We start from the raw sequence: 23641 nt of genomic DNA on the forward strand, positions 1-23641 counted from the left end.
ATTTTAAATTCAATTTAAGCAATATTAAATGGGTTATTTGCCAATTTTTCGTTTGTTAAAGTTCGTCTTTTAAGAAGATCTAAAAAAAGTATATAAAGATCAATTTGGATAATTAAAATTACTTATGAAGAAGTATCCTCAAGTTAATAAACTTAAACCACAGACAAAAATATACTTAGTCATATTTGGATTGGCAGTTGCCTTTATTTTTATCAAGGACTTTGTTATATTTAACGGAATGGATTATAGTATTAATCAACAAAATATCCTTTATTATTACAGTTCATCAGCACAAGCTATCGCTACATTTATCGCTTTTTTAATTGCAGGATATGCAATTGTTTATCAGACAATGACTAATCTTGAACAAAAATATGAAGAAAAAAAAGTAATATTTAAAGGTTTAAAAAAAAAGTATCATGACCAACTAAGATTTTTAACATTTTTTACAGGCCTAGCCATCATCTTAAGTCTAATTGTAGTTTGGAGCGAGGGTTATGTTTTTCCATATACTAATTATTTAATTACTATTACTGACTTTTTTGTGGTTTTAACAATTATGTCGGCAATTTGGTTTGTTTTGGGAATCATAGATCCTGAGAAAGAAGATAAAATTGCCCAAGAAGTTAGGGAAGAAAAGTATGGACTGATAGAAGAACCGGGAGATGTTGGCGTTTTCATAGAAAATTTTATGAAATTAGAATTTACTGCACGGGAATTGCTTAGACGTTTAGAAATTCCTGTCGGAAGGTTTGAGGAAAGACTCAGTATGGAAAGAATGTTAGATGATCTTATACAATATGAAGTAATTTCTCATGAAATCTATGAAGCCCTGATTGAAGTTAATGTATATCGTGATTTAGTCGTCCATGGTAACTTAAAAGAAGTCGATCAAAAACTAATCGATAAAACTAAAGAATTGGACGATCTACTCCAAGGAAAGTTAGATTCTATTAATTGATCCCATCATGGAGAAATCATCCCAACAGAATTTTTGCACCAAGTTATAAGACCGCCCAGAATAATTACATGCCGAATAAATCCGAAATTCAAGATCTAAAAACGATAGAAGACTGGAAAACTAAAAAAGAAAGGGACTTATATTGTTATGAATGCCTTAGAAAATTAATAAGGAATCCTAATTTCATAAATTTTTATTAAATTTAAGAAAGGATGAATTTAATCCTCTTTCCAACTAAATGTCGCTGCTCCTACTCCAAACAGTATGATTCCGAGTACTGCAACGATTGCCAGATCAGTGATGGCATCTCCTGTATTTCCGGTAATCATGGAGCTTCTCAGACCCTCGCTTAAGTAGGTTAGAGGAGATATTTTTGCTAGATACTGCAGTGGCCAAGACATGGTCTCTACCGGTATGAAAGTCCCTGAAACAAGAGATGTTATGCCCATTATCGTTAACGTAACAGTCAGTAAAGCCTCTTCATTTTTAATAAAATTGGCAATGAGTATGCCCAGCCCTGCAAACAATGCAGTTCCAGCGACCATTAGTAGCAGGCTTATCAGGTTAACATTTATATGTACGCCAATTATCAACCATGCCGCAAACATAGCTACAGCCAGTGTAAGAAGTATTAAGATAGTCCACATAATGATCCTTGCAGCAATCCATTCCATATTTGAAATTGGTGTTGTTGAAAGCTTTCGAAACACCCCGGACTTACGGTAGTGGACAATGGTCCCTGCAGCCATTTGTGTGGCAGTCATAATAAAAAAGGCCAGTATTCCTGGAAGCAGAAAATCAAAATAGTTCATGCCAGAAGCTGCATTATTCTGTAACTGGCTTCCCAGACCTCCCAGTACATTCCCTAACAACAGGAACAGAATAGTTGGGAATATAAATTGAAGAATAATATTTATTTTGTCATTAAAAATTTCTATAAAACTGTATTTAAGGTCGGTGATAATTCTTGACATTTTATTTTCCTCCTTCAATGAGTTTATCACCAGTTAAATTTAAAAATACATCTTCAAGCGTTGCTTTTTTAACGTATAATTCCTCACAGGTTGATTTACCTGTATCAATGATGGAAGCTGCCTTAGATATAATTTTCATATCATTTTCACCAGACAATTTCACCAATACATTATCACCATCAATTGCGTATTCCTGAATAGTATTAATAAGTTCATTTTTCGCTGTTTCGCTACATTTTCTGATAATGAGCATTTTATCCCCACCATAACGACCTATTAAGTCTTCAGGCGTTCCTTCAGCAATAATTCTACCGTTGTGTAATATGCACACTCTATCAGCGAGATTTTGAGCCTCCTCCATATAATGAGTTGTAAGAATTATTGTTTTACCACGAGCTTTTAGGTCTTTTATTGCAGCCCATACGTCTCTTCTTGCTTTTGGGTCAAGTCCGGTGGTTGGTTCATCCAAAAAAACTATTTCAGGATCGTTTACTAGAGATATGGCAATTCCTACACGCTGTTTAAGGCCGCCTGAAAGATATCCAAATAGTATGTCTCGTTTATCCTTCAAACCCAGCATTTTAATAAGATCATCCACTTCAACGTGTTTTGGATACATCTGAGCGAAATAATCAATGTTTTGGTAAACTGTTAGCAATTGAAATGCACCGAAATCCTGCGGAAGAACACCAATCCTTCGTTTAATTTCTATCTCATCATTTTTTATGTCGTTTCCCAAAATTTTTATAGATCCTGCGGTTAAACTTTTAAGACATTCCATCATTTCAACTGTCGTGGTCTTACCTGCACCGTTAGGACCTAAAAATGCGAAAACTTCACCTTTTTTCACATTAAAGGATATATTGTTTACAGCAGTGAAATCACCATAATTTTTTACAAGAGATTTAGCTTCAATCACATTATTTACCATATTTTTACCCCATAGTCATTCATAAGCTCAAAAATTAGAGTTTTAATCATTGTGTCTTTTTATGAGTTCCTACTTCGGCATTTTCATCCTTTTTGAAGCCATTCTTGTATTCTACAAGTTCAATTTCACAACCAGGCCCTATTTCTATGTTATTTCCCCTCACAACTTTGGCCTGAGTATTCTCAAGATAGATGTCATCTCCTTCGATTGTATCTACCGTAAGTTCTTTACTAGACATAATCCTGCTTTTTAGACCCAATAAATCATATTTTCCTTTTCTTTTAACTGTGATTTTCTCGCCGCCTATTTCACGTGCTCTAGATGCCCCATATAAACTAAGTTTTAATTCACCAGCGTTTAAAAGTCCCTCGATAGCAAATGTTCCTGCTATGTTGAAAATTTCGGCATTACAATCCCCATCAACATCAATACTTCCATGGATCTCTGCCTTGTTTACAGATAGATTCCCATTAACGTCAGCCGTCCCATGAATTTTCGCTCTTTCTGCTTCAAGATTTCCTTTGATTGAATTACTGCCGTACACCTCAACCGATTCAGCTTTTACATTGCCATTTATATCACATCGCCCATTAATTTTCAATTTGATACAGTCCAAATCACCAGCTATTCTCCCTTCTCCATTTACAATTACATCGTTGTAATTTCCTCCAGCAGAACTTGACTGACCATTGATTTTTAAGTCTCCTATCCTTTCTTTCATAAATATCACCCCATTAATCTATTTTAATTTTTAATTCCTCGATTAAATCCGAAAGATTTACTTTTTCAATGATTTTCATGCTGTTTTCAAAGTAAATATCACAAACACTTGAAACTAAACAGCAGCTTGAAATTCCAAGCTTACGTAAGAAAAGTAGTTCTCCACCATTTCCCTTAAATTTAGTATATTCCCCCTCTAAAAGCTTTAATATCATTTCACCCTCTTCAATATTGATTTTTCCAGATTCAAACATTTTATCTAAAATATATAAATAAAGCATTTTCTCAAAGGCAAATTTTTCTACCTCGCCTCGCTTCTGGGTATAAAAGTCCATGGTTGTTTTCGAAACAATGTTCTGTTCCACTAATTTTCCGCTTTCAAGCACTCTTTCCATTAAGTTTGGAGAAAACATATCTGCCAGATCATCCAGAGATACATCTCCTTTCATGCTTTTTATCTTTTTAATTCTATCCATTATTCTAGCTTTTGGAAAGAAGGTTTCCTGACCTGTAAATGTAGACTTTTTAATGAACCACTCTTCAGGTATGAGATTTTTTCTTTTCCAGCGATATAACTGGCCATAAGATATTCCAGTTACTTTTAATAATTCTTTTTTCGAAATTAGGTCTTCTACCATAACTTTATACTCCCGTGATTAGTGTAACAAAACATTGTTACATACTAATTATTTCATTATATTTAAAGATTTCTCTCACGGAATCAGAAATTTGAATATAATACATTAATGGATAACATTATTAACTATTTTATAAAAAAGTCATGAAGGGAAATAACTGCCTTATTCAGGAAATCTGGAAATACACCATGGAAATAAAGTAATTAAATACTGGAAACGGTGATTTAAAGTATATATCGGATGTTACAGGGAAAATATATAATCTTTATTTGAGGAGAGATATCGAGGACATTTATATCGACCAGTCGGGAAAATAGGAAACCTGAATAATTTAAAAAAAATAGGATTTTTTTGCTTTTATTTCTTTTTAACCTTATTTCTGATACTCATTCCAGATAAGGACACCCATCCTATCTTACTCAACCTACTGGCACAAAATATATCTATTCTGATTTGATCTTCACCAGTACAGTACAGGGAGCACTGTCAATTCCACCAACCTGCCAGGGGATGACCATGACCTCTTCCAGACTCCCTGCTGTTGGAATGGATTCAATATCCAGATCCTCCACAAAAAGAAGGGGTTTACCTAAACCATCGTTAGCACTGAAAGCAGTTTGGTGAACGCGAATCATCTCCTCCATCCTACCGTAACGGGACATGGACACCGTGTCTATAGCCAGACAGGCTAGTTTAGGGAGGTTACTGCGCAGATAAAAAACCGCTTCCGGTGAAATACCCGGATTTTTGGTTAAATATTTTAGAGTATCAGTATCATGATACTTTCCAAATCCAGTGCGTATCAGGATGCAGTCAAAATCCAGATTATCCACATTGTAGTGTTTAAGTGTGGGGGAAAGATCTTCTTCATGGATGAGTTCATCCGGTTTTTTTGGGCAATCCACAATAAGGGGTTTTTTAAAGGTCAATTCAGTAGGATCGTAGGTGAAAATAGAACGTCCGTCCTTTAGGAAATGAGCTGGTGCATCTACATGTGTTCCAGAATGATTTTCAGCAGTTATAACGGAAGTATTGTAACTGTCTCCCACTTTAATCTGATTTTTAGGAGTTATGGTTATTTTGGCCAGGTCCGGGTGGACTGGTGTGTCTTCAGTGAGGTTGTAGGAGATTCTTATGTACTTATAATCATTCCCAGAATCATTCTTTTTATTTTCCATTTTAGTTCCCTATTTTTGTTTTAAAGTGTATGAATTTCAAAGGATCAATTTTCAGGGTAACGTTTCAATGAACTATTATTAAGGGTAAAGTTTCAACGACTCTCTTTTCAAACAAGATTTTTTAAAAAATTTCCCGGCACAACTCCTCAGTTTTAGTCCTTATATCATCAATATGAACTCCCTTAAGCTGGGCAGCTAGCATTGCCCCTCCCGCACCCACACCTTCTTTCACTACCCCCTGGGTGTATTTTTTAAGTCCCTGGTTTTCAGATTTTTCAAATCCAGGATCAACTGCGAAGATGTTTATAGGGGCGATTTGCCTGGCAATGTAGTTTATATCAGCAGTTTCATCAGTGGCCACGAAAATGGTGGTGGCTATGGAAACATCATCAAAATTAAAATCTTTTGTTGCTTCTTTTAAGAATGCGCATACTGCGGTCATCTGGGTCCCGCCAGCCAGGGTTACTGGTACTGTGCTGCCTGCTGTGATTCCAGCCACTGCAGGGATCATCGGGTCTCCCACTGCCCCCACTGCCTGGAATGGATCCAGGGGGAGGTCATCCATCAAACCAGCAGCTTCCAGGCCGTTTTCAACTGTCTGGCGCTTAAGAGTGTGGGGGTTTTCTGGTGTGCTTCCACTGACCTTACCCCATGCTTCATATCCCATGGCTTCCAGAACACCCAGGGCAGTGGTGGTTCCTGCAGGGGTGCTTTCACCAATTATCAGGTGATCGGTGAGTTTGGAAAGAGTCTTTCCCAGTATTTTTCCCTTATTAAATATTTCCACAGGATTACTGACCGCATCACCGGTTATAATATTCCTACCCTGCTTATCATTGATATTCACATAAGGAATTGAGGGTTTAACAGCTGCACCCGCATCAGCAACTAAAAATGGGATATTTGCCATTTCAAGTGAGGCTTTGGTTATTACTGCAGGAGTGGGGGCTGCTTCACCACCAACCACGGTTTGCGGGATTTCTGGAAGGCATTGTGGTGCGCCATGGATTATTAATTCCACATCAGCTGCAGGAGTGTAATCAGTTAATTCAGGTGATGCCCCTGCCCCGGTGATTCCAGGTATTCGTGAAGTTAAAGTGGTGGCAATAACGCATAAAAATAATGATTCTTTATTCTGTAATTTATGAAGTGTATCTCGTGATCCGAAACTCTTAATAGATTTATCCATACCAATTCCTCTTTTTAAAAATAATTTGAAAAATTCCAACTAAAATTTGTCTGACTATAAAATAGGGTAAGGTTCTATATAAAAATAAATTTCATTTGAGAAATAAATTGGGATTATCAGTCACTATCTCGGTGAAAATAGAATAAGGATGAAAAAGAGATAATGGGAAAGAAATAATGAAATGGGTGTAAAATCACTTGTAAAAAAAATCTGGAATATTACAGAGAATCTTTATGATAAATCAATCGGATTATACTCAATTAATTATAAATCTAAAAAATAAGTCATTTACATAAATTAAAATCATTTTATGCTATTTAGAGTGTGATACACTTGATATGTATAGGTTTAGAGGGAACAGCGGAAAAAACTGGTGTGGGAATTGTGGATTCAGAAGGGAACATACTGGCCCTGCAGGGCCGTGCCCTTCTCCCTGAAAAAGGTGGAATCCATCCCCGTGAGGCAGCCGAACACCATGCTGAAAATCTGGTTCCCCTTATAAAAAAATCCCTGGAAGAAGCTCATCTGGGTGTGGAGGATTTGGATATGGTGGCCTTTGCACGTGGCCCTGGTCTGGGTCCCGCCCTGCGTACTGTGGCCACTGCAGCCCGTAGCCTGGCTTTGTCCCTGAACGTGCCAATTGTGGGTGTGAACCACTGTATAGGGCATATAGAGATCGGGAGACTGACTACTGGATGTAAGGACCCTCTGACATTATACGTGAGTGGGGGAAACACCCAGGTAACTGCTTTTGATTCTGGACGTTACCAGATATTCGGGGAAACACTGGACATAGCCATAGGAAACTGCCTGGATCAGTTCGCCCGTACAGTTGGCCTGGGACATCCCGGGGGCCCCCGTGTAGAGGAGCTGGCTCTTGCATCAGATAATTATCTGAAATTACCTTACACTGTGAAAGGGATGGATCTATCCTTCTCGGGATTACTCACTGCTGCCATTCGAAAATACGAATCTGGTGCTGCCCTGGAAGATGTATGCTACAGTTTGCAGGAAACCGCATTTGCCATGCTGGTGGAAGTGACTGAACGGGCACTGGCGCATTCTGAAAAATCCGAAGTTCTACTGGTGGGGGGTGTGGCAGCCAACCAGCGTCTGAGGGAGATGCTGGAAGTCATGACCCGTGAACACTACGCTGATTTTTTCATGCCTGAAATGAAGTACTGTGGAGATAATGGCGCCATGAACGCCTGGCTGGGGTTGTTAATGCGCCAGCATGGCATGAAACAGGACATTGCCGACACCCGTGTAATGCAGCGCTACCGCACAGACCAGGTAGATATTCCCTGGATGGAAAAATCAGCCCTTAAACTGGAACTCCCTGGAGACCTGATGGCCAAGGGTGCTGAGGCCAATATCTACCAGGATCAGTACCTGGATGAAGAAGTGCTGGTAAAAAAGAGGTTGGTTAAGGGGTACAGAATCAGGGAGATTGATGAGTACCTTCGGAAGAAAAGAACCAAAAATGAGGCTAAACTCATGGGAGAGGCTAAACGCTGCGGAGTGGTTACCCCCCTAATTTTTGATGTGGATCTAAAGGAGAGCACCCTTACCATGGAGAATATCAATGGAAAGGAAGTTAAAGAAATTTTCAGTGGTGAAAATATCGAATTATCCGAAATTATTTCCATATCCAGGAGTATTGGTGAAGGTGTGGCCAGGCTCCATGACTGTGGCATAATACATGGCGATCTCACCACCAGTAACCTAATGCTTAGTGAAAATAAAGAATCTGTGGTGTTCATTGATTTTGGTCTGGGTAAAATATCCCATCTGGTTGAAGATAAAGGAGTGGATCTTCTGGTATTTAAAAAGGCCATTAACGGTATTCATCATAACATCAGCCAGGAGTGTTTTGATTCCATAATAAAAGGATATGAAGGTGCCAGGGATTACAAGCAGATAGTGGCCAAAATTGAGGAAATAGAAGGAAGAGGTCGTTATACCTAGACTCCTGAATATATTGTGATAAGTTATAAGTTATATCTAATAAGTTATAAGTTATAATTTTCAACTATCAAAAACTTGTTTTGAATATAATTTAAATTGAATATGAAAAAATTGGAATTTAAAATAATAATAATAAATAAAATTAAAGATACAAAAAGAGAAATTAAAATAAAAAAGGAATGATTTGAGGATATTTAATCCAAAAATCTATTCTTCAAGGGTGGACAGGTCTCCCAAGTCTTTCCCCTCTTCCTGGGCACGGAGCACCCTGCGCATGATCTTACCACTCCTGGTTTTGGGTAACTTTTCAACTTGTTTTATGTCACCCAGTACAGCCACGGGTCCCAGTTCATAACGCACGTGTTTCTGCAGTTCCCCAATAAGATTTGTGGTTAACTGATAGCCCTCTTTCAGTATTACAAAGGCTTTTATAACCTGTCCTTTAACTGGATCTGATTTCCCAATGACTGCTGCTTCAGCTACTGCAGGATGTGAAGAGAATGCTGCTTCCACCTCAGAGGTTCCCACCCGGTGACCGGCGATCTTCAGTACATCATCAGAACGGCCCTGTATCCAGATATATCCATCTTCATCCTTCCGAGCCATGTCTCCAGCCCGGTAAACCCCACCGGGTAAGTCTTTCCAGTAAACATTGATATATCGTTCTTCATCCTGGTACAGAGTTCTGAACATGGCTGGCCATGGTTTATTGATCACCAGGTATCCATCTTCACCCACTGGAACCGGGTTACCATTTTCATCAACCACATCAATATCCACCCCAGGCAAGGGGAGGGTAGGTGTCCCTGGTTTTAACGGAGAAATAGGTAAAGGTGCAATCATGTGCATTCCAGTCTCAGTCTGCCACCAGGTATCCATTATAGGTGTTTTCTCATTCCCAATATTTTTATAGAGCCACATCCAGGCCGCAGGATTCATTGGCTCACCCACACTACCCAGTATCTTCAAAGAAGAAAGATTATATAAGGTTGGATATTTACTACCGTACCGCATGAGGTGTCTTACCGCGGTGGGTGATGTGTATAGCTTGGTTACCCCATATTTTTCCACAATTTTCCACCATATCCCTGGGTCAGGATAGTCTGGTGCTCCTTCATATACCAGAGTGGTTGTACCCAGAAGCAAGGGTCCGTAGAGGAGGTAGCTGTGGCCGGTGATCCAGCCTATGTCCCCGGTACACCACCACAAGTCACCGTGGTGAATGTCAAACACTGTTTTTAAAGTGGTGGCCACTCCCACCATGTAGCCAGCAGTGGTGTGGAGAACTGCTTTGGGCTTCCCTGTACTTCCTGAGGTATAAAGTATGAACAGAGGATCTTCAGAGTCCATCTCTTCAACTGGACATTCATCAGGCTCACCTTCAAGGAGTGTTTCGTAGAATATTTCCTTACCACTTAATTCAGACATGTGTATGGGGTTTCCAGTGTGTTTCACCACTACTGTGGTTTCAATGGTGTGGCATTTAAGCATGGCTTCGTCAACGATTTTTTTAAGGTCTATTATTTTCCCTCTACGATAGGTACCATCGGCAGTAATGAGAACTTTAGCCTCTGCATCGTTCATACGCTCCACAAATGCACCTACACTCAATCCCGAGTACACCACACTGTGAATCGCCCCTATTTTGTTACAGGCCAGTATGGAGACCAGTAATTCAGGACACATAGGCAGATACATGGAAACTGTGTCACCCTTATGTATGCCTAAATTCTTAAGGGCGTTGGCCATTTTATTCACTTCACGGTAAAGCTCGTAGTAGGTGAGTTTTCTCTCATCACCCCTCTCATTGGCATATAAAATAGCCACCTGGTTCCTTTTATCAGTGTGTATCCACCGGTCAACTGCATTGTAGGCCAGATTTATTTTTCCATTGGTAAACCATTTGTAGAAGGGTTTCTGACTTTCATCCAGGACTTTATCCCATTTCTGGAACCATTCAAATTGTTCTGCCTTTTCCCCCCAGTATTTCTCCAGATCTTTCCCCTTCTCTATTTCTGCCTCCCAGTTCTTCACATGGGCCTCTTCCACCAGCATGTAATTAGGTTTAAAAATTTTTTTCTCATTACTCGAATTATTAACGGTGTTTACCATGTTTTCTTCACCTCTAGATTTTTATAATTCTTTATTTGCATGAAATAACTTGATATATCAGCTCAATCATTAAACTATCTCATCAGAATTCTTGATGGGCTGTATAATATTCATTCCTTTAATTTTATTACTAATGGGCAAACTTTTTATTGACTATGATGAAATGATTCCTTGGTTTAATTTTAGAACTTAAAACTATTTAGAAATTGTTTTACCGGAATTTAGTGCCATATTAATTAAAAATTAAAAATTGCAATGCCTGTTTATATATTTATCCCCAACTTATACAAGTCTTAGATCGGTTCTTAAGTCAAAATATCATTCTGACAATCTTTTAGAGGAATTAAGAAGTATATAAATACATATGTATTATCAATAGTACCTAGTTATGGTAAGTTTTATACACTCATAACAACCATAGATGTGTTAATAAACAATTGTATTGCAATTATTCTGGTGGATCATATGAGCAAGAATGAAGATCCTTTATACATAACATTTATAACCGGTAACCAACACAAAGTAAAAGAAGCTCAAGGAATCTTCCACCAGTTCAATATCCAGGTGGAACACATAGACCTGGGATACCCTGAAATTCAGGGAGAGCTGGCCGATGTGGCTTGCTTTGGCGCCAAAGATGCTGCCAGGCGACTTGGAAGACCAGTTATCGTTGAAGACGCAGGGCTGTTTATAAAGGCTCTTAAATGGTTTCCAGGTACTTATTCGTCATATGTACAGGACACCCTGGGCAATCAAGGCATTTTAAAACTGATGAATAATGTCAAGGACCGTTACGCCGAGTTCAGGTCGGTAATTGGGTTTGCAACACCCAAAACCGAGCCCGAGACTTTTTTAGGTGTAGTCGGGGGACAAATAGCACATCAGGAAAAAGGAAAGTATGGTTTCGCCTACGATCCAATTTTCATACCAGAAGGATACCCTCTGACCTTTGGTGAACTTACACGGGATGAGAAGAATGAATTCTCCCATCGCCGCCGGTCACTGGAAAGTTTTGCCCATTGGTATAATGATCAGTTAAACAGCGAATAACCAGACTGAGAGCTTGGATTATATTAATAATGTCCCAAATTAAAGATGGGAGCTTATTAAAATTGAATTTAAGTAATTAATGAACTTGAATTAAAATTATATCTAAATGAAGCCATAAATCTGAAAAATATATTTAAAATATATTTAAATTGCTAGTTTAGATTTAACAGAATTAAGAGGTGATTTGATGGCAGCAAAGCCTGATTGGGTTGAATATTCAACCGAAGAAATTGAAGAGATCATACTGAAACTTAGAAAAGAAGGAAAATCAACCAGTGTTATTGGAGTTATACTACGAGATCAGTACGGAATTCCAGATGTTAAAAGCGTAACTGATATGAAGATAACCAAGATCCTGGAAAACCACGGCCAGGGAGAAGAATACCCTGAGGACCTAATGAACCTCATCCGTAAGGCAGTGAACATCCGGGACCATCTCCAGGAAAATCCAAAGGACTTGCACACCAAAAGAGGTCTGCAACTGGTGGAATCTAGGATCAGGAGACTGGTGAAGTACTATACCAAGGAAGGAGTGCTCCCTGAAGGATGGAGATATGACCCCAAAAAAGCAGCACTACTTGTTAAATAGGGCTGAAGAAGCTTCTAAACTCCTGAAGGAGCATTTAGATAAGGATCATGTGGTGAGAGTTATCTCCCACAATGATGCTGATGGCATATCCGCTGCAGGTGTTATCTGCAATGCCATCTCCCAGGAAGGTGGGAAGTTCCATGTTACCATGGTTCCCCGCCTTAATGAGGAAACCCTGGATCGGCTTTCCAGGGAGAAATACAAACTTTTCTTTTTCTGTGACATGGGAAGTGGTTACGTAAATCGGATTGGCCGGCTTAATGGCCAGGCTGTAATCGCCGACCACCACCAGACCATGGACAGCACTGGAGATGATGAGGAAACCCTGGTGCACGTGAATCCCCATTTATTCGGACTGGACGGAACCCGGGATGTTAGTGCATCTGGAGTAACTTATCTTACTGTAAAACCCCTTGAAAAGGTTGAACTATCCGGAATGGCTCTGGTTGGTGCATTTGGAGATATGCAGTACGCTGATGGTTTTACTGGTGTGAATAAGACCATACTTTCCGAGGCCACTGACGCCGGTGTGGTTGAAGAACACGAAGATCTGAAAATATCCTCCAAAGATGACCCCCTGAATAAAGCTCTAGCCCACACATTCCAGCCAGGAATCCCTGGAATCTCCGGGAATCCCGAGGGAAGTCAGGCTTTCCTGGAAAAGATTGGTATATCATACGGTATTAAATTCACAGACCTGGCTAATGAGGAGAAAGACTTTCTCACCGAACACTTGATAAAACTGAATCCAAAAATATTCGGCGCAGTGTACAGTATGCCTCAAGAAGATCCAGCACTGCGAAATTTAGAGGATTACGCTCTGATTCTGGATGCATGTGGTAAGAATAAAAACTACGCTGTTGGATTAAGTATCTGCCTGGGTGAAAGGGAATCTGCTATAACCGAAGGTGTGGAATTTTTAAGTAAATACCGTGAATCTCTGATTAGAGGTGTAAGCTGGATCCGAAGAGAGGGTTCCCAGGAAATGGAGTATGTGCAATATCTTTACACGGAAGATAAGGAAAATAAAAAGATCATGGGGACTTTAGCATCTTTAGGTATTGATCTTGAGATTTTAAACTCTCAGAAACCGGTTATAACCCTTTCCCGCATGCACAATCAGGTTAAAATTTCTGGTCGTACAACCCTTGAAATGACACAACGAGGAGTTAACCTGGGTTTTGCACTTGAACAGGCAGCTAAAAGCTTTAACGGTGCTGGTGGTGGGCATAATATTGCTGCAGGCGCAGTGGTACCCTACAAGGAACTGGAAAACTTCAAAAACTTGGTAAATGATATTGTAAGTACACAAGTTAGTTAAAACCGGGATATCAGATTTACCTGGAAAACCAACGAAAAGATATAATCAGGATGAATTAGGATTAAATTAAATTGAGATATTTCCCTGGGATTGAGATGTTCAGGGGAACATTCTCTCCAATTAAGAATAGTTAAACTGAGGCATTTTCTATGTATCTTACCCGAGAAGAGGAAAAAATGTACGCAGGCGAACACGGACCTGCTGTGGAGAAATCCATGGAAATCCTGGTTGCTCTGGGAGATATCTACGGAGCAGATGGTATGGTGGAGATAGTCTCCGCCCAGATATCTGGAGTTTCCTATAAAACCATTGGCGATGCTGGTTTGGAATATCTGGAAGAACTGGCCAGTGAAGGAGCCCAGGTAAAAGTACCCAGCACCCTCAACCCTGCAGGGGTGGATCTGGACCATTGGAAAGACCTTGGTTTTCCTCCTGAATTCACCAAAAAACAGTTGCTCATTGTGGAAGCCTACCGTAAGATGGGAATCAGCACCACCTGCACCTGTACCCCTTACCTGGTTGGTAATGTACCCCCTCTGGGTAGTCATATTGCCTGGTCAGAGTCATCAGCAGTTTGCTACGCTAATTCAGTTCTAGGAGCCCGTACAAATAGGGAAGGCGGTCCTGGGGCTTTATCCGCTGCAATATGTGGAAGAACGCCCAACTACGGCTATCACTTGGATCAGGGTAGAGTCCCTAATTTACTGGTTGAAGTTGAAGCTCCACTTACAGGATCTGATTACGGTGCACTGGGATATCTGGTGGGGAAAGCTGTAGGAAACGGTGTACCCTACTTTAAACTTTTGGATAAACCACAAATAAAGCCACAAGTTAATCAGTTGAAAGCACTGGGTGCGGCATTGGCATCTTCAGGAGCTGTGGCCCTTTACCATATGGAGAACACCACCCCCGAATACCAGAGTGCTTTAGAACATACTGAGAATCTGGAGAAACTATCTGTAACCCGGGAGGATCTGGATAACACCAGGGAAAAACTCTCTACCGCCCAAAATCCAGACCTGGTATGTTTAGGATGTCCTCATGCATCATTAGAGGAGATAAAAGAAGTTGCTCTTAAATTAGATGGGAAAAAACTGGCCAACCAGTTATGGGTGTGCACATCCATCTCAGTTAAAGCTGCCTCAGATAGAATGGGTTACACCAAAATCATAGAGAAAGCTGGTGGGCGGGTGGTCTGTGACACTTGCATGGTGGTGGCACCTATAGAAGATATGGGTTTTAAAGTTATAGGTGTTAATTCTGCCAAGGCAGCGAATTATGTTCCCAGTATGTGTGGATTGGACGTGGTTTTTGATGACTGGGAGAATCTTATAGCCCTGAAAAAATAAATTGAACATATTAATCAGATATCCCTTGACCGGATTCGAAAGAAGGGATTATAAGCTCAAAATGATACAAAAAAATCAGTGTAATGTTTCTTCCAATATTCATATTATCTTATAATCCAATGACACAAGAAATTTCTATTTTTAATTCAGGTGATGGTTATTACAGATTCAAATCAGGGTTCAATTAGACTGCCGGAAAAAGTAAAAGATCCCCTGTGTATTCTAATCATAATCACCACCATTGTTGCTATTTTTCTATCTGCAGTGCAGATTATGATCGGGGTGAATTACTTCGATGTTTTCACCTACCTGAATGTAGCCCTGCACTACTCCGGCGTGGTAGCTGGAAGCACCAATATGACCGCAGTGCCACCACTCATGCCCTTTTTAACATCTCTGATTTTCCGGGCAGGATTCGTATCCAGTAGTGTTATAATCATATTAAACGCCATTATATTCATTTTCGGAGTTATGGGATTATATTTGCTATTAAATGAGCGTTTTAATAAAATACAAAGCTTCACTGCATGTTTAATCTACATTTCACTCCCCCTGGTATTTTCGTGGGCAGCCAGTGGCTCCATTGATGTGCCTGCAATTTCATTCTCGATCTGGACCATATATTTCATGGTCAGAGGGGTAGAAAAGGATTCAAAATACTTATACCTGGTTATCCCCATGCTGGCAGTGGCCATTCTCACCAGATACACCACTGCCCTTTTAATAATCCCACTTTTCTTTTATTTCATTGTAGGTACCCATTTCCTCCAGAACGTCAAAAAACATTTAAAACAGATTATTATTCCTTTAGGAATTTTAACACCCGTTTTAATCTATGCTTACCTTAAAATTAGTTATTTTAGCTGTTTGGTTTTCCTAATCATCAATCCGTTATTATTTGGGAAATCCTTCGGTGTGGGAGATGCAGCCTACAACCCGGATAACCTGTACTACCTACATAATCTACTGAACTACATTGCTGTTGGACCGGTTAAAGGAAGTTACTATCAAATATTAAGCCCTAGCCAAGGATCTACATCGATTTTAGCCTACATAATTGCCATATTCGTTTTGTGTGGTCTTGGAATATATATTTACACCATTTTAAAAAAGAAGCTAAAAGCAATGGATGGTGTGTCTAAATGGTCCATTGTCCAGGTAATATTACTGGGAATTTTAGTGTTTGCTGGGTTTTTAAGCTTTTCTGGAGCACCTTATCTGGTGACTGATATTATGGTCCTTTCTATCTGTCTTTTGATCTACAAATTATTGCATGATGTGGAAGGAGAGAATTTGAAGATGGATTTACTCTTCCTCTTGTGGTTTTTCACCTTCTTCATAATGCACAGTGTAACACCGGTAAAGGTGGACAGATATCTCATTACCGTGGCTCCCGCCCTTACCTACTTTATTTTCCTGGGTTTAAGCATCCTCATCGAAAGGTATAAATCCAGAATTAAAAGGGACTCTTTAAAGTCATGGGGATTGTATTTAATTGTGGGCCTGGTATTTTTATCTTCAACTGCAGTTACCTTCGCAGGTCATACCCCCAACACCTGTTTAATTAAGTACGTTGAACCCACTGCTCAATGGCTGGATGACTATGATCCACAATACCAGGATAAAATCATTTTTTCAGATTACAGCCCAGCAGTGTCATGGAGTATGAGAAAAATGGTGATTACCGGGGTTTTAAGAGACTATAACAATGTTGATGAGTTTTCTTCCATGTTAATTGATTCAGATGCAGAATATTACATAGATGTTTTAAGTGAAACTAAACCCTCACTCCAGGGTTATCGTGTGATAAATAAAACTGATCTGATTACAATTTACCAAAGGATCCATTAGAATCTATCCATATTGAAATCCCTGTGGCAATTCATTGAGTTTTAAGGTTTTTTATTTGAATAAACTCCATTAATTCTATTATATCCTATTTTATCGGACTGACTCATTCTGAACTCACATATTTCAATTCACCCCCACAACTGCAACTGGAGAAATCATATGGCGCTTCATCTTCAAGAAGAGGATATAATTCATTACAAGCCTCACATAGCAAAAGACCAGCATAATACTTTTTATTCACTAAGGCTGTGATATCGGTGTTTAGGATTTTAAATAATGTATTATAAGCTCTTAAAACATCTTCAGCACCAATATATTTGCTGTCAGATAATACTGCACTACAGTGTGCCATAAGCACCAGCACCTTTTCAAGCTCCAGGTTAAAGCTAGTCTCCTTTTCACCATGATCTTCAAATAAAAATGAAATGAACAGATTATGAAGATTTTTAAAGAAAATTAAGGCATCTTCATCCCAATAAACCCCTTTAATACACTGAAAAAAGTCATCCCCCAAAAACAAGCTACCCTTAAAAACATTGAATATATCCAATCCCCCTAGTAGCCGTTCCAGGAGATCACTTTTATGCAAGGCCCATAAATCATCCATCACCAAGTCCCGGCCCAGATGGAGTGCATACAGTTTTTCCAGGAAAATATGCAACTTACGAAATGTATCATAACTAACTGAATAACCATTAACAGACTTACCCGGCTGCATCCCGTTCTTAATAACCTGCATCAAAACTAAACTCTCTGGAACTGATTTACTGGAATGATCCATGATGCTTAGAGGATTTTTCCAGTTTCGATGTACTTTGAATAAGGATTCCCAAACATGTTCATCCCATAAATGCATGAAATACTTTAAAACTGGGAAAACACCATTAATATGGGCAAATTCGTGTATAAAGTTTTTGTAGATGGTTTCTAATTCCAGATTATGATAATTATTATTCTCACCATCCATTGAAATCACCATAGCAATTACCATCAAAGTAGTAAGTATTATTTATTAATAATTTATTAATAATAAATGTTGGGTGCGGAGACCCATTATACAACACCAATCACGAGGACATATTACAGATCCAAAAAAAGGATGTGATAGTCACTGGGTATTCCTGATTTAAAAATGAGTTTTATAAACAATTATTTTTAATTTTAAAAATAAAGATTAAATATCCCAAAAATCATGTTTTATCGTTGTTTTAAGATGTATCTATCCCCATGCCACTATTTTTATACTATCTTTTTATATACTAATACCATGGTCAGGTGGATACAATCCCCTTTAATCAAACATTTAACATGTGTTATTTCCTAAATTATCCTGAATTTTCTCTTTTTTGTAGTTCTTAATGTTTGGCCTTAGGTAAACCTGAAAAATAAGTATTTTTTATATCCCAATACTTTAGTATCAAAAACCTATGCTGAAAATAGGTCTAATAAGAGTTATAACTCCAAATACTCCCAAAATTGCGTTTTTCGCCAATAATTCCCCCACATAAGATAATTTGAACTACTTAGTTGTAAATTTTTTAATTTTGCCAGAAATACCGTAAGAGATTGAAAAGAATGGATGTATCGGTTAAAAATCGATGCTGCATAAAATAATGTAATCATGACTTTCTTTAGTACGACATTTATGTACAGTGAGTATTAATAAGAATATAAGATAATATGAATTGATGTTGTGGGTTAGATTAAAGGATGATTATACCAATATGGAGTTCATTGAATGAATATTAAGGAGATTGTAAGTGATTCTATAAGATATCCTTTTTCAGATTGGAAGAGATTTTTGATATTAGGGATTCTGGTATTGATAACAGATATAGAAACATTTTTTTTAATAGGTAATCCGTTTAGTAAATTTAACATTGTAATTTGTCTTTTAGTCATCGAATTCATTGTTGGAATCTTAGTTAGAGGGTACACGTTTAAAATCGTAAAATCATCCTTGGATTATGGAGTGAAACTCCCAAAATTTGCCCCTTGGTTTAATCTGTTCATAAAAGGAATTAAAGTGTCAATAGTAACTATTGTGTATTTGATTCCAGTTATCCTGCTCATAATAATTTTTGTTACATTGTATCCATCAAATGTTGGAGTAAACCCCCTTATAATTATTGCATATAATGCGTTAAATTTTTTCCAGATGCTTTACGACATGGCAATTCATGTTCAGGTCGGACTTTGGAGACTTATTACAATTTTTTACGTAATCTTAGCTATTCCATTTATAAATATTGCAATATCTCATATGGCATATAATGATAGTAAAATCGGGGCAGCTTTCAAATTCCGTGAAATATTAAATAAAATTTCTAATATTGGTTGGAAAAATTTCATTTTATGGTATATTGTGATTGAATTCCTCTTTTTAGTGATATATGGCACCACCACATTAATCTTAACATTTTTAAACTTTATCATGAGTATTTATCCGCTTGGAATAGCAATTTTAAAGTTTTTATGTATAATGATTGTAGTTCCATTTGTTTTTATGTATTTTGCCCGAGCAGTGGCTTTAATTTATATGTCTGGAGATAAGTGGTATTTAAAATGTGAAAAATGTGGAGGATACTATGAACTCCAGCCGGGAGAATCTCCAGAAGATTTTGAAGAATGTGAATGCGGTGGGAAACTTAAATACATTGAAATTGAAGAATCAAAAAATTATGATATAATTGAAAATGAAGCAAACGATAATGAGAATCCTGATAAAATAAAATGGAGATTAGTAGGTATCGGTGCAATATCTTCCATTATGATTTATTTAATACCATTACTACTAATGTTGTTAAATTACACTTATTTTGGGGAAGGAATAATTATAACTTGGTCCCTGGCATTTTTAGCACCATTAATCGGCGGATTTTTAGCATCGTATACATGTAGAGGATGTGGATACAAATACGGTGTCATGAATTCAATAATGGCAATTTTTGTATATAATATCGTGATATTCTTGTTAATGTATTTTTACTTGAATATAGGCATGGATTTTGGTTTGTATTTATTTATTCCCGTTTTCACTGGAGTTTTAGGTATTATTAGTGGAGTATTAGGAATTTTCCTTAAAAACAGATTTAACAGATAATTAAACAGAATCAAGCCATACATCATCAGTATAAATAAGGTTAATAGTTCTTAGCTTCGGTGCTTTAATGCGGAAACCTCAAAGACTGAATAACACATTCTAAGATTAATGGGATTAATACTATATATGAGTAAATATGTCAAAAATAGGTCCAAAAAAGTTGTAACTCCACAAACTCCCAAATTATCTTTTTCAATGTAATTCCCCTAATTTAGAATAGATTTTGAATTTTTATATTCTGCATTTGATTTTTTTTGTAATAGTTTTATAGATTGTAAACATAGTATTAGTTCAAGATATGTCACTCTAACAAACCAAATTCAGGATATTAAAAATGGTTGAAAATAAACATCAAAATGAGGCCCACTCTTCAAGAAAATCTGTAAGGTGGATACAACACCCTCTAATCGAAGCCGGGAAAATTGAAGCACGTCTTTATCAGCAATTGCTCGCGGCTAACGTTATAAAAAAAGGGAATACTATGATAGTAGCCCCAACAGCACTGGGTAAAACTGTGGTCGCTGCCCTGGTTGCTGCAGATAGGCTTGAAAAATATCCGGACAGTAAAATTTTGCTTTTAGCTCCCACCAAACCACTGGTAGTCCAGCACGAGGAAAGTTTCATTGAATTTTTGAAAGCAAGCACCAGCAGTCTGACTGGTGCAGTTAAACTGGAAGAACGGATTAAAAGATGGAATGATTCCCAGATCATCTGTGCAACCCCTCAGACAATAGAATCAGATATCATAGCGGAAAGATATTCATTGGAGGATGTTTCCTTACTGATTTTTGATGAATGTCACCGGGGAACTGGATCCTATTCCTACGTATTCCTGGCCAAGCGATACAATAAACAGGCCAAAAACCCACTGATACTGGGTTTAACTGCATCACCAGGTGGTGATGAAGAGAGGATAAACCAGGTTTGCCAGAATCTCTTTATAAATGAGGTGATGGTTAAAAATGAGGATGATCCTGATGTCAAACCATATTTCAACCCCATTGACGTGGAATGGGTGAAAGTTGAGTTGAAAAAGGAACAACTGGATATTAAAACCCATCTGGATGTGGCCCTTAAAAATCGTCTTAATGGTTTGAAAAAACTGGGAGTTCTCAATTCAATCCAGCAGGTCAGTAAAAAAGACATTTTAAGAGCCAGGGGAAAAGTCCAAAACCGAATATCTCAAAGTGCCAGCCCACCAAGAGATTGCTTGCTGGCAATATCCATGTTAACCGCTGTTTTCAGCGTCATGCATTCCCTGGAACTTTTAGAAACACAGGGTGTGAGTAACCTGCACTCTTACTTTGAACGGATGAGGAAGAAAAAAACCAAAGCTGCCAAGGGATTATTTAAGGATGAAAACTTTAAAACTGCGGTGAACTTAACCAGACAGGCCTACAATAATGGAGTGGAACACCCTAAACTGGGAAAACTCATGGAAATACTTAAAAGTGCAGCAGAAGACAAACAACAAGTTATTGTTTTCAGTCAGTACAGGGACACTATAAATCAAATCTATAATAAGTGCCAAAAAGAAGGTATAAACGCCGTTAAATTCTTTGGGCAGGCCAACCGGGAAAAGGAAAAAGGTCTAACTCAGAAAGAACAGAAGAATATTATAAAGGCCTTTAAGATGAAAACTTATCAGGTTCTGATTTCCACCAGTGTGGCTGAGGAAGGTATTGACATTCCCAGTGTAGATCTGGTGGTACTCTATGAACCAGTTCCATCGGAAATAAGAATGATTCAGAGGCGTGGTCGAACCGGTAGGACCACAAGTGGCCGTATGATCGTTCTAATAACAAAAAACACTCGTGATGAGTCATTCTATTATTCAAGCATGCACCGGGAAAGGAGAATGAAAAAACAGCTGGCCAATGGATACAATCAACCCGAAAGACCGCTTATTGCTAATGATGAGGATGTTAAGGTTTTGGACAGGGAAAATAAAGATAATTTATCCTCTGATAAAAGGGTTGTTGTGTATGTAGACCACCGTGAGTCTAAGTCTGGAGTTACCAGGGAATTGAGTAACTTAGAAGTTAAGGTGGAACCCACCAGCCTCCCTGTTGCTGATTATCAGATAAGTCCCCAGGTAGCTGTGGAAAGAAAAAGCACACATGACTTTGTGAGCTCATTGATGGATAAAAGGTTGTATAAGCAGGCCGAGGAACTGGTGGAAAACTTCCAGAAGCCATTGATCATACTGGAAGGGCAGGATTTATACAGCAGTTCGCTGCATCCCAATGCCATCAGAGGAGCACTGGCCAGTCTGGCAGTTGACTTTAACATACCCATCATTCCCACCCGTAACCCAGAAGATACTGCAGCTATGATCTACAGACTCGCAGTAAGAGAACTGGACAAGGGTTCGAAGGATGTTCAAATGCGTACTGAAAGAAAACCATTAACCCTTCAGGAACAGCAGCTTTTTATTGTGGAATCACTGCCCAGTGTGGGACCAGTGACTGCCAGGAAACTTTTGGAAATGTTCGATAGTGTGGAAGGAGTTATCACTGCCCGTGTGGATGACTTGAAAAAGGTGGATGGAATTGGAGATAAAATTGCTCGAAATATCCGAAAGATAATTGCATCCAAATATTCAGACACATTCCGGTATTCAAAGAATGCTGAAAATGATTCCACCGAAAAACCAATTGTAAATGGGAAAAACAAGCCATCAAAAGAATTCATTCTGGAAAAAGATGTTGAAAATGATTGAAGTTCTATTTATGGTAAATAATAGAGTTATGATGAGTAAGTAATTCTAAAGATTTATAATAACAGATCCCGAAATTATAAAAAAAGCCGAAAATGACTGAAAACCCCTTGATAGACTTAAAAAACCTTAATAGACAAAAAAATAAGTAATATACTTAAAATTTTTAGGAACTTTAAAAATTAACTGATATTATCCTGGAATTGTTGAAAAACTCATGATTTAATTAATTCAAGTGGAGATCGATGATCAAATGAAGATTCTGATAAATGAAAAGGGTAAGAAATTCCTCGCCGGTACTGATGACCTTCACACAGACCATGGTTACATTAAAAAAGAAGAAATAACCAGCAGCACCCCAGGAGATGTTTTAAAAACACATCTTGGCCGAGAATTCCGTGTTTTAGATGCCAATATCAACGATTACATCGAACTAATGGACCGCAGATGTTCCATCATCCTCCCCAAAGATCTGGGTGTTATGGCTGCCTACACCGGGCTGGGCAGCGGTCAACGAGTGGTAGAAGCAGGAACAGGGGCTGGTGCAGCCACCATATTTCTGGGTAACATAGTGGGAGAAACAGGTCACGTGTACTCTTATGAATTAAGGGAAGACTTCTGGCAGATTGCCGATAAAAATGTTAAAGGATTTGGGTTAGAAAATGTAACCATAAAATGTCAGGATGTGGTGGAAGGTATAGATGAAGAGAATGTGGACCTGGTATTCCTGGATCTGCCTAAACCTTGGGAAGTGGTGGAACATGCACGGGATGCCCTTAAATCAGGAGGTTACTTAGCTGCCTACACACCATACATTGACCAGGTGAAACTCCTCACCCGAATCCTGAAAAAACGTGAATTTTCTGATTTAAAGAGTTTAGAATGTTTGGTACGTGAAATAGAAGTAAAAGATAAAGGAGTTCGCCCAAAAACCAGGATGACTGGACACACCGGATATTTAACATTCGGAAGGAAACTTTAATCTGAA

18 protein-coding genes are annotated in these 23641 nt (G+C 38.4%); 10 read left to right on the forward strand and 8 right to left on the reverse strand.

From position 1 onward, the window contains the following. Positions 1–124 precede the first annotated feature (124 nt). Entirely contained in the window at positions 125–961 is an 837-nt protein-coding gene (locus HY987_RS10215; protein ID WP_292758206.1) for a hypothetical protein, read from the forward strand. A gap of 218 nt (positions 962–1179) precedes the next feature. Here HY987_RS10215 and HY987_RS10220 read toward each other — a convergent pair whose 3' ends face one another. The 6 genes from HY987_RS10220 to cobT all read right to left on the reverse strand — a co-directional run bounded on the left by HY987_RS10220 (position 1180) and on the right by cobT (position 6591). Further along, positions 1180–1935, reverse strand: coding sequence for an ABC transporter permease (locus HY987_RS10220; protein WP_292758209.1), 756 nt, complete (start codon positions 1933–1935; stop codon positions 1180–1182). Position 1936: 1 nt separating this feature from the next. Continuing rightward, positions 1937–2866: an ABC transporter ATP-binding protein gene (locus HY987_RS10225; protein WP_292758211.1), complete on the reverse strand. Its 930-nt coding sequence runs from the start codon at positions 2864–2866 to the stop codon at positions 1937–1939. A gap of 46 nt (positions 2867–2912) precedes the next feature. Continuing rightward, positions 2913–3587: a polymer-forming cytoskeletal protein gene (locus HY987_RS10230; RefSeq protein ID WP_292758213.1), complete on the reverse strand. Its 675-nt coding sequence runs from the start codon at positions 3585–3587 to the stop codon at positions 2913–2915. 13 nt (positions 3588–3600) lie between these two features. Then, a complete protein-coding gene (locus HY987_RS10235) occupies positions 3601–4224 on the reverse strand; it encodes a YhbD family protein (protein ID WP_292758215.1) in 624 nt (207 codons plus the stop codon). Positions 4225–4667: 443 nt separating this feature from the next. Further along, the gene (locus tag HY987_RS10240) at positions 4668–5402 is read right to left on the reverse strand and encodes a cyclase family protein (RefSeq protein WP_292758217.1); all 735 of its coding nucleotides are present in this window, start codon (positions 5400–5402) and stop codon (positions 4668–4670) included. Between the two features lie 121 nt (positions 5403–5523). Then, positions 5524–6591: a nicotinate mononucleotide-dependent phosphoribosyltransferase CobT gene (gene cobT, locus HY987_RS10245; protein ID WP_292758219.1), complete on the reverse strand. Its 1068-nt coding sequence runs from the start codon at positions 6589–6591 to the stop codon at positions 5524–5526. Positions 6592–6915: 324 nt separating this feature from the next. Between cobT and HY987_RS10250 the strand changes: the two genes are divergently transcribed. Then, entirely contained in the window at positions 6916–8559 is a 1644-nt protein-coding gene (locus HY987_RS10250) for a bifunctional N(6)-L-threonylcarbamoyladenine synthase/serine/threonine protein kinase (protein WP_292758220.1), read from the forward strand. 207 nt (positions 8560–8766) lie between these two features. Here the strand turns inward: HY987_RS10250 and acs are convergent, their stop codons facing one another. Further along, positions 8767–10671 (reverse strand): acetate--CoA ligase, encoded by a 1905-nt coding sequence (acs, locus tag HY987_RS10255; protein ID WP_292758222.1) that lies wholly within the window; start codon positions 10669–10671, stop codon positions 8767–8769. 465 nt (positions 10672–11136) lie between these two features. On the opposite strand from acs, the gene HY987_RS10260 reads away from it, so the two are divergent. From HY987_RS10260 to HY987_RS10280, 5 genes are all read left to right on the forward strand, one after another. After that, the gene (locus HY987_RS10260; protein WP_292758224.1) at positions 11137–11721 is read left to right on the forward strand and encodes an XTP/dITP diphosphatase; all 585 of its coding nucleotides are present in this window, start codon (positions 11137–11139) and stop codon (positions 11719–11721) included. 187 nt (positions 11722–11908) lie between these two features. After that, positions 11909–12310, forward strand: a complete 402-nt coding sequence (locus tag HY987_RS10265; RefSeq protein WP_292758226.1) for a 30S ribosomal protein S15 — start codon at positions 11909–11911, stop codon at positions 12308–12310. Then, a complete protein-coding gene (locus HY987_RS10270) occupies positions 12276–13631 on the forward strand; it encodes a DHH family phosphoesterase (protein WP_292758228.1) in 1356 nt (451 codons plus the stop codon). Before HY987_RS10265 ends, HY987_RS10270 begins: the two co-directional genes overlap by 35 nt. Before the next feature lie 149 nt (positions 13632–13780). After that, a complete protein-coding gene (locus HY987_RS10275) occupies positions 13781–14980 on the forward strand; it encodes an aconitase X catalytic domain-containing protein (protein ID WP_292758230.1) in 1200 nt (399 codons plus the stop codon). A 153-nt stretch (positions 14981–15133) separates the two neighbouring features. Continuing rightward, positions 15134–16831: a glycosyltransferase family 39 protein gene (locus HY987_RS10280; RefSeq protein WP_292758232.1), complete on the forward strand. Its 1698-nt coding sequence runs from the start codon at positions 15134–15136 to the stop codon at positions 16829–16831. 103 nt (positions 16832–16934) lie between these two features. On the opposite strand, the gene HY987_RS10285 is transcribed toward HY987_RS10280, so the two are convergent. Continuing rightward, positions 16935–17798 (reverse strand): hypothetical protein, encoded by an 864-nt coding sequence (locus tag HY987_RS10285; protein ID WP_292758234.1) that lies wholly within the window; start codon positions 17796–17798, stop codon positions 16935–16937. A gap of 771 nt (positions 17799–18569) precedes the next feature. Here HY987_RS10285 and HY987_RS10290 point away from each other — a divergent pair. From HY987_RS10290 to HY987_RS10300, 3 genes are all read left to right on the forward strand, one after another. Next, complete coding sequence (locus HY987_RS10290) at positions 18570–19934, forward strand: DUF4013 domain-containing protein (protein WP_292758235.1); 1365 nt, start codon at positions 18570–18572, stop codon at positions 19932–19934. Between the two features lie 334 nt (positions 19935–20268). After that, positions 20269–22656 (forward strand): DEAD/DEAH box helicase, encoded by a 2388-nt coding sequence (locus HY987_RS10295; protein WP_292758237.1) that lies wholly within the window; start codon positions 20269–20271, stop codon positions 22654–22656. Between the two features lie 250 nt (positions 22657–22906). After that, complete coding sequence (locus HY987_RS10300) at positions 22907–23635, forward strand: tRNA (adenine-N1)-methyltransferase (RefSeq protein ID WP_292758239.1); 729 nt, start codon at positions 22907–22909, stop codon at positions 23633–23635. Positions 23636–23641 lie beyond the last annotated feature (6 nt).

Origin of the sequence: Methanobacterium sp., assembly GCF_016217785.1 — an archaeon.
In the GTDB taxonomy this organism is placed as follows: Archaea; Methanobacteriota; Methanobacteria; order Methanobacteriales; family Methanobacteriaceae; genus Methanobacterium.

Excerpts from the sequence above, each read along its gene's own strand:
- HY987_RS10220 (WP_292758209.1), bottom strand. The coding sequence starts at position 1,935 with ATGTCAAGAATTATCACCGACCTTAAATACAGTTTTATAGAAATTTTT.
- acs (WP_292758222.1), bottom strand. The coding sequence starts at position 10,671 with ATGGTAAACACCGTTAATAATTCGAGTAATGAGAAAAAAATTTTTAAA.
- HY987_RS10240 (WP_292758217.1), bottom strand. The coding sequence starts at position 5,402 with ATGGAAAATAAAAAGAATGATTCTGGGAATGATTATAAGTACATAAGA.
- HY987_RS10270 (WP_292758228.1), top strand. The coding sequence starts at position 12,276 with ATGACCCCAAAAAAGCAGCACTACTTGTTAAATAGGGCTGAAGAAGCT.
- HY987_RS10265 (WP_292758226.1), top strand. The coding sequence starts at position 11,909 with ATGGCAGCAAAGCCTGATTGGGTTGAATATTCAACCGAAGAAATTGAA.
- HY987_RS10260 (WP_292758224.1), top strand. The coding sequence starts at position 11,137 with ATGAGCAAGAATGAAGATCCTTTATACATAACATTTATAACCGGTAAC.
- HY987_RS10295 (WP_292758237.1), top strand. The coding sequence starts at position 20,269 with ATGGTTGAAAATAAACATCAAAATGAGGCCCACTCTTCAAGAAAATCT.
- HY987_RS10235 (WP_292758215.1), bottom strand. The coding sequence starts at position 4,224 with ATGGTAGAAGACCTAATTTCGAAAAAAGAATTATTAAAAGTAACTGGA.
- HY987_RS10290 (WP_292758235.1), top strand. The coding sequence starts at position 18,570 with ATGAATATTAAGGAGATTGTAAGTGATTCTATAAGATATCCTTTTTCA.
- cobT (WP_292758219.1), bottom strand. The coding sequence starts at position 6,591 with ATGGATAAATCTATTAAGAGTTTCGGATCACGAGATACACTTCATAAA.
- HY987_RS10230 (WP_292758213.1), bottom strand. The coding sequence starts at position 3,587 with ATGAAAGAAAGGATAGGAGACTTAAAAATCAATGGTCAGTCAAGTTCT.
- HY987_RS10225 (WP_292758211.1), bottom strand. The coding sequence starts at position 2,866 with ATGGTAAATAATGTGATTGAAGCTAAATCTCTTGTAAAAAATTATGGT.
- HY987_RS10300 (WP_292758239.1), top strand. The coding sequence starts at position 22,907 with ATGAAGATTCTGATAAATGAAAAGGGTAAGAAATTCCTCGCCGGTACT.
- HY987_RS10285 (WP_292758234.1), bottom strand. The coding sequence starts at position 17,798 with ATGGATGGTGAGAATAATAATTATCATAATCTGGAATTAGAAACCATC.
- HY987_RS10280 (WP_292758232.1), top strand. The coding sequence starts at position 15,134 with ATGGTTATTACAGATTCAAATCAGGGTTCAATTAGACTGCCGGAAAAA.
- HY987_RS10275 (WP_292758230.1), top strand. The coding sequence starts at position 13,781 with ATGTATCTTACCCGAGAAGAGGAAAAAATGTACGCAGGCGAACACGGA.
- HY987_RS10215 (WP_292758206.1), top strand. The coding sequence starts at position 125 with ATGAAGAAGTATCCTCAAGTTAATAAACTTAAACCACAGACAAAAATA.